A 6,730-nucleotide genomic window follows, 5' to 3' on the forward strand; every position below is an offset into this window, starting at 1 on the left:
TCACCCGCTTCCTCAAGGCCGATTATGCCGCCGACCGCTTCAGTTGGTCCGTGGACGAGGAGACCCTCGCCGAGGCGGAGCTCTTCGACGGCAAGCTGGCGCTTCTGACCAATGCCGTCGACCTCAAGGCTGCGGACGCCGTTGCCCGCTACAAATCCCTCGCCGACATCGAGCGCGGCTTCCGCGTCCTGAAATCCGACATCGAGATTGCGCCGGTCCATCACCGTCTGCCGGATCGCATCCGGGCCCACGCCCTGATCTGCTTCCTCGCCCTGGTGCTCTACCGCGTCATCCGCATGCGGCTGAAAGCAAAGGGCCACAGCGCCAGCCCGCGCACCGCACTCGATCTGCTCGCGCGCATCCAAAAACACACCGCTCATGCAGGCGCACGCACCCTCCATGGCATCAGCCGAACCACACCGGAGCAACTGGAACTCTTTGATGCCCTGAGCTTGCCAAAACCCGCCTGACCCCTCCGTGTTGTACCATTTTCGGCTATCCAGCCTAAATGATATCAGTCGTTTACGCGTTCAACTGATGAACTTCGGTGGCCCGACGCGCCGCATCTGGCGAAAGATCCACCTCGGGATCGATGAAGAAAAGCTGGAGGTTCGGGCGCTCGAGTTCACCGGCAGCCGCATCGGCGACGCATCGGTTCTTCCTGACCTGCTCAGTCAGATCCCTACCGACCAGGCGATTGGCAGCGTCACGGCAGACGGCGCCTACGACACCCGCAAATGTCACGACGCCATCGCAAATCGAGGCGCTCATGCTGTCATCCCGCCTCGAAGGAATGCAAAGCCGTGGAAAGCTGTCACGGCTGGGGCTGTGGCGCACAATGAGGCCCTGAGGGCATCGTGATACCTGGGTCGCGCGCTCTGGCGACGATGGAGCGGGTATCACCGCCGGAGCCGCGTCGAAACAAAGATGCACTGTGTGACACTTCTAGGCCAGCAGCTCATGGCCCGGGACTTCGAGCGGCAGGTTGCTGAACTCCAAATCCGCGTCGCCGTCCTGCACGGCTACACCACGCTCGGAATACCCGTCACAGAAACCGTGGATGAGTCTGTCCACGGAAAGGGATAACTCGGACTTCAGCCGATTTGCGCAACAGAGTCGCTCAGAAGGCTCGGATTATTCAAGCCACCCCTCCGCGGTCGTGACCGCGTGCCCAAGATCACTTGACTGAAGCGGCCCCGTTACCGAAGTCCTAACCCTAATTATATAAACTGCAGATCATCTATGATTTGATTGGCGGAGTGAACTCCGCGCACCGTGACGGTGTCGCCCGTACCGAAATCAAACGTCGCGCTTGCGCCAATTACTGTAGAAAACTCACTCAATACCTGGGCCGGCGTCAGATTTGCCCCACCCCAGAGCGCGCGAGACAGTATAATGGTGTCAACGTTATCCTTGAAATCGACTATAACATCTTCTCCAAATCCAGCATAAAAAACAAACCAGTCCGAACCGCCCCCTCCATGAATCAAGTCGTCCCCCTTCATTCCAAACAGCCAATCGTCTCCTTCGCCGCCACTGATCGTGTCGTTTCCAAGTCCACCAAAAATCCTGTCGCAACCATTGCCGCCATAAATTTGATTGTTATCAATTCCACCGTAGAGCCTGTCATGGCCATCTCCGCCGAAGATCGCATCACTCCCATTTCCGCCGTAAATCACGTCGTTGCCACTTTGCCCGAAAAGCCTATCGTTGCCATTCCCGCCGTATATTTGGTCATTATCATTTCCGCCATAGATCCAATCGTTATCACTTCCGCCATAGAGCTGATCGTTATCAGCTCCACCGTACATTTGATCGCTACCATTTCCGCCGAAGATCTGATCCTTGCCATCTTCGCCATAAATAACGTCGTCACCATCAGCACCGTAGATGCAATCACCGTCTTTTCCGCCGTAGCAATGATCGTTTCCCGCCCCTCCAAAAACCTTATCGCGGCCGCCTCCGCCGGAGATTGTATCGTTGTCGTTACCTCCAAAAATATAATCGCATCCAGCGCCTCCACTCAACAGATCGTGACCGATACCTCCATTCAAGATGTCATCCCCATCTCCACCATCGAGCGTATCGTTTCCAAGATGTCCAAGCAGCGTGTCGCCCCCCCCTCCTCCCTGTGCGGAATCATACCCAAGGCCACCACTCCAGATGTCAGAACCAGGCGACCCAATGAAACGGCTGGATTTATGCAAATTAAACTCAATCCTTATTACCTCATACGGATCCAAGGAAAAGGTAATGTTTGAAGCACTGCCCAAATCTCTTTCAGAATACTGCGTGAGTAGCGCCTTTACATCATGCTCGCGGTAATAGTCGACCTGGACGACACCGCTCGGAGTCCAGTGCCTCCCGTCTGAGGTGGATAAATCTACGCCGATTTTCACTCCGGAAATCGTATCGTAAGTCGACACAATGTCGCTAAAATCCAATGAGATGCTTTTAGATATATCGGAGCGCGACGAGGCAAAAAAAACAAACTTTTCGGATGAATAATAAGCGTTTACCTCAAGATCACCCCCACTAATATTGCTCTCGAGTAAATACGTTCCCACCAAGCTGTCTGACATCAATTTATAGGCCGCGCCTAGTGGTGACAAACTCTGCACATCGCCCCGCATGTCGCCGAGGTCATTGGCGGTATTCAATTGGTACGGCCACACAAATGCGGATTTAGCGCCAAGCCTGACCATATACTCAAACTGCTCAATTAAAGCTCCGGCCCCCGCCAGCCCTAACATTTGAGTATTTGACGATTTTATGTTCCATTCCGTTATGTGGAGGTCAATGTTGTATCCCAAGAAATGTTTCCAAATAGAATAATCAACATCAATATAGTTAAGTGAATGTGATGTTTGCGCAAATACGTCGTCGGATTTTGTGTAGTAGAAGTGTTCGGTGACACCAGATATCGAGCCGCGAGCCTCAGCAGAAAGATTGCTGATAATGTCGAGATTTGATAACTTTACCTTTGCATCCCACTTTAACTCCCCGCTTGCAGTAAAATCGGATGAGGTCATGTTGTATTTTGCCATGAGTCCATTAATGTAATCTCGACTCATGTTATCATATTTTCCCCCAGATTTGAATTCCGCACCCCAAGGGGCGCCCATTTGCACGATGAAGTCCGGCCTTTCGTTTCGACTAATCCCCGCTTCAGAAAACACCTCATTAGCCGCCTTTATGACGGCGCTGACAACCTTACCGTATTCTGAGGAAGTCATTTCCCCAGATCCCCAGTATTCATTCCCTATTTCAAATGCCTTAATGCCGTCAATGGCATGCTTTTTGCCGTCAGTGGATGGACTCGCCAAGAGGCTGGAAAGGAATGCCTTGAAGTCGCTTATTGCTACATTATTGACTGGCCGGGGTTGATCTCCCTCTGGGACGGATCGAGTGACAAAGTTTCGTGTCGGCAGGACAAATGTCGCCAACCTACCGGCCTGCTCTTCTATGCTCAAAAATTCCGAAAGCGGCACGAACTTATCTACCGCTAAGGCGGTTGGGGTGGTGCTCGGATCGTTGTCGTAATGTAAGCTGCTATCGTTGACGGCGATGTTTGGGTTTCTGTAGTCAAAGTGTCTTTCGGTCACCGATCCACCCGGATAGCGGAACGCAGTAACGCCTAACGTACTAATGTCGGCGCCTGACGTCGTGTTACTTTTACTTCCAGCAAATATTAAGTTCGCGCCGAATGCGGCTGAACCTACATAACCTTTGCATTCAGTGTCAAATTTGAACTTAAATACTGCCACATTGGACATTATCCGCACCCCGATCTTAAATAGCGTTCACCCCCGCGTTCGCAGAAACTTTATGCACGCGCCGCCATTAATGAGTTATGAAATATCTTGAGTTGCCGCAGCTCAATATGACAGTAAGTCGAGTAAAATTTGGACAATCGTATCAGTTTACTCGCCGTGCAATTTTCTTCATCTTAAAATGCGGCACTCCCCGCGCGCGATGGCGCCAAAGCGGCGTTGTTGCGGGCGTTGTTGCACTAATCCGAGAAAGGACGGAGATTGCCCTCACCGGTCCGACATTAGGCAACGGCTTCGATCTCGGCGGTGCCGAGTGTATTGAACCGGTTCATGATGGCGATGCGGATCTGGATTTCGGCGGTTTGACGGTCGGGGTCTCGTGACATGATCCTCTCGCCGAAACGCTTCAGGCAGTTCATCCGGACCTCAGCCCGGCTTCGGACGTGGTAGCCCGCCCATCGCTTCCAGAGCGCCCGCCCCGGATGTCGCGTGGCGCGCAGGACCTCGTTGCGGACGACAGCGGCCGGACCATCCGCCTTCCAGGCGCGCCCGTTGCGGCGGATGGGAATGACCGCATCGGCGCCCCGCTCAATGACAGCCGCGTGGCAACTGCGCGTGTCAAAGGCTCCATCCGCGGTGACGGTGGCGATCTCTTCGCCCTTGAGATCTGCGCCAGCAGCTCCGGCAGCAGAGGGCTGTCACCCTGGCGGCTCGAGGTGAACTCGACAGCCCGGACGTCCCCGGTGTGCCTGCCCATGGCGATGTGGACATTGCGCCATTGTCTCCGGCGGGATGGGCCAAGTTTGTGCGCCTGCCATTCGCCATCGCCACGGAACTTCACCCCAGTGCTGTCGATCAGCAAGTTCAGGGGCGTACCCGAGCGACGAAACGGGATCTGCACGGCGATCCTTGCCTGACGTCGGCAGAGGGTCGAGTAGTCCGGTACCGGCCAGTCCAGCCCGGCCATCTCCAACAGGCTCGCGACCAAACCGACTGTTTGGCGCAGTGGGAGGCCGAACAGGACCTTCATGGTCAGGCAGAGCTGGATCGCGCTCTCGGAGAAAGCCTCGGGATGGCCACGCTTGCCGTTCCTCTTGGCGTGCCAATCCATCTCCGGATCGAACCAGACCGACAAAGTGCCCCGGCGGCGCAGCGACGCGTTATAGAGGGATCGGGAATGTCGCCCGGCTGGCCACGGAACTCGAAGCGGCCGACGTTCCGGCGATGGTTAAAGAGATGGCTGCAGTTTATTTCGGGCAGATCGCAATAACTGCGGCGGAGATTGGCGCCTTGGATCGGCGCATCAACGACCACAAGATCAACCGGATCAATGGAGCTTCTGCCTTGGAACTGGAAGCCCTTGGGCGCCGTTAACGCCGAGGCCGCGTGAACAGCGCTCGAAAGAGCTCCTCGGCCCGCCTCAGCCCCGCATCCGTCAAGACAACCGACTTCGCCTTGTTGACCGGATCGGCAATCAGCCCCTTCTCGTGCAACCGCCCCAAGCACTCCCAGTCAAAGCCTTTCCAAGCCCGCCGCTCATCATGCAGCGTCAACCACATCAGGCCCAGAACGGCGTCGTCGATCCGGTCTCGGTCAATCTCCATGCCGCGAGCCTATCACAGATCATCGCGGCCACCTCAGCCCAGATCGGCCGGTTACTCTCTATATCAGCGCGGTCGCGCACCTCGGAGGCTATCTCGACCGCTCTTCCGACACGCCACCGGGGACGACTGTCATATGGCGAGGCTTCTCCCACCTCGCCGACCTCGTCGAAGGAGTCCGCATCGCAACGCCGCCGCTAGACACTTATGGGTAACTGCAAGCCTCTCTGGAGAGATACGGAGAGGCCACAGACCCAGTCAGCTCACCCAGCGATCATGGGGTCTAAGGCGGCTAGTCGAGGAAAGATTGAGCGGGGGCGCTCGTTGCATTCGATTTACTTTGCTGTCAGAGCGAGTGCATCGGAGAGAGATTGGCGTGGCACTATGCAAAGCCGCGCCACGCCAAGTATGGAGTGCAAACCGTCGCTGACTTCAGATAGGCCCCGGCTCCAATTTGCGACGTCTCTGCGTGGGGAACGAGATCAAGTTGGCGGTTGCTGGTTCCTGATTCACTTCGTCCCCCGGCTCTTCATCAGAGGACAAAAGCGCGGCAGTTACCGCGACGTTACACAGTTCGGCGTGAAGGTCGAACAAGTTATTCATTTCCGCATAAGCGGCCATATCGATAAGTGTCGTTGTTATCCAGGCGTGCTTACCCATCTTTGTGCTCCTAAACCGTCTCTACCCTGCATATAGGCACTCGGTCGGCTGTTACTCTCCCGACAGAATCAGCTGTGACGGGAATTGTAAGCCGCGACTGACAATCTATGGTGGATTCCAGGAGTCACTCTAGGGTAAATTTTTGGCGATTATGCGTATTGTGCCGGTCAGGGGTGTCCTGCCCCCGCTTCCTGGACCGAACCGAGCTGGGATTTTCCAGTTTGCTCTGAGCCCTAACCTCGGACCGCCGGAAGCTGGAGTGTTCTGGTTCTGATCGGCACTGTTGCACAAATCCTGTGAGGGATTCATCTGGTGAATCCAGCGTGGTAGCTGGGTTTCATGAGCAGACCGACACCTCCGATCTATAAGACCAGGAACTAGCCAGCCTATAACGAAGCGCTCAAGCGCCGGAGCTCGCTTACGATCTGGTTCGACAGGCGTTGTTGCAGAACTCGGCGCCGGAAGGATTCACGTTGCGAATCCGGTAGGTTAAGACGCTCGGCATGAACAAGCCCGAACCTGCCCGCTACCGCACGACGAACTGGAAGTCCTACAATGAAGCGCTGAGGCGTCGCGGATCATTGCTGATCTGGCTCGACAAGGACATGGTGTGGCTTGCCGCCAGGGCCGGGTGTTCAGGCCGGCCACCGGTATATTCCGATGCCGCGATACAGTTCTGCCTGATGGTGAAGGTGC

At 55.5% G+C, this 6,730-nt stretch carries 7 protein-coding genes and 3 pseudogenes; 6 read left to right on the top strand and 4 right to left on the bottom strand.

Going from position 1 to position 6,730, the window contains the following annotated elements; translation table 11 throughout:
* Both OM960_RS25040 and OM960_RS25045 read left to right on the top strand, forming a co-directional pair.
* Positions 1-470 (top strand): IS1634 family transposase (locus OM960_RS25040; RefSeq protein WP_264773893.1); only part of this gene is annotated, 470 nt, incomplete at its 5' end.
* Between the two features lie 76 nt (positions 471-546).
* Positions 547-1,086 (top strand): annotated as a pseudogene (locus OM960_RS25045) (IS5 family transposase); the annotation flags it as partial.
* Positions 1,087-1,220: 134 nt separating this feature from the next.
* Here the strand turns inward: OM960_RS25045 and OM960_RS25050 are convergent.
* Positions 1,221-3,776: a calcium-binding protein gene (locus tag OM960_RS25050; protein WP_264773894.1), complete on the bottom strand. Its 2,556-nt coding sequence runs from the start codon at positions 3,774-3,776 to the stop codon at positions 1,221-1,223.
* A gap of 77 nt (positions 3,777-3,853) precedes the next feature.
* Here OM960_RS25050 and OM960_RS25055 point away from each other — a divergent pair, with 77 nt between their 5' ends.
* Positions 3,854-4,156, top strand: coding sequence for a hypothetical protein (locus OM960_RS25055; protein WP_264773899.1), 303 nt, complete (start codon positions 3,854-3,856; stop codon positions 4,154-4,156).
* Here OM960_RS25055 and OM960_RS25060 read toward each other — a convergent pair.
* Positions 4,055-4,926, bottom strand: a pseudogene (locus tag OM960_RS25060) (IS5 family transposase). The gene OM960_RS25055 and the pseudogene OM960_RS25060 sit on opposite strands and share 102 nt — an antisense overlap.
* A gap of 71 nt (positions 4,927-4,997) precedes the next feature.
* On the opposite strand from OM960_RS25060, the gene OM960_RS25065 reads away from it, so the two are divergent.
* On the top strand, positions 4,998-5,147 hold the full coding sequence (locus OM960_RS25065; protein ID WP_264773895.1) for a hypothetical protein: 150 nt from the start codon (positions 4,998-5,000) through the stop codon (positions 5,145-5,147).
* Here OM960_RS25065 and OM960_RS25070 read toward each other — a convergent pair.
* Complete coding sequence (locus OM960_RS25070; protein WP_264773896.1) at positions 5,144-5,377, bottom strand: DUF6429 family protein; 234 nt, start codon at positions 5,375-5,377, stop codon at positions 5,144-5,146. The genes OM960_RS25065 and OM960_RS25070 overlap by 4 nt on opposite strands.
* A 429-nt stretch (positions 5,378-5,806) precedes the next feature.
* Positions 5,807-6,034: a hypothetical protein gene (locus OM960_RS25075; protein ID WP_264773897.1), complete on the bottom strand. Its 228-nt coding sequence runs from the start codon at positions 6,032-6,034 to the stop codon at positions 5,807-5,809.
* Between the two features lie 339 nt (positions 6,035-6,373).
* Here OM960_RS25075 and OM960_RS25080 point away from each other — a divergent pair.
* Together OM960_RS25080 and OM960_RS25085 are read left to right on the top strand one after the other, a co-directional pair.
* Positions 6,374-6,469: pseudogene (locus OM960_RS25080) on the top strand (IS5/IS1182 family transposase); the annotation flags it as partial.
* A gap of 68 nt (positions 6,470-6,537) precedes the next feature.
* Positions 6,538-6,730 (top strand): transposase (locus OM960_RS25085; protein WP_264773898.1); only part of this gene is annotated, 193 nt, incomplete at its 3' end.

This window comes from Defluviimonas salinarum, assembly GCF_026013545.1.
Classification (GTDB): domain Bacteria; phylum Pseudomonadota; class Alphaproteobacteria; order Rhodobacterales; family Rhodobacteraceae; genus Albidovulum; species Albidovulum salinarum.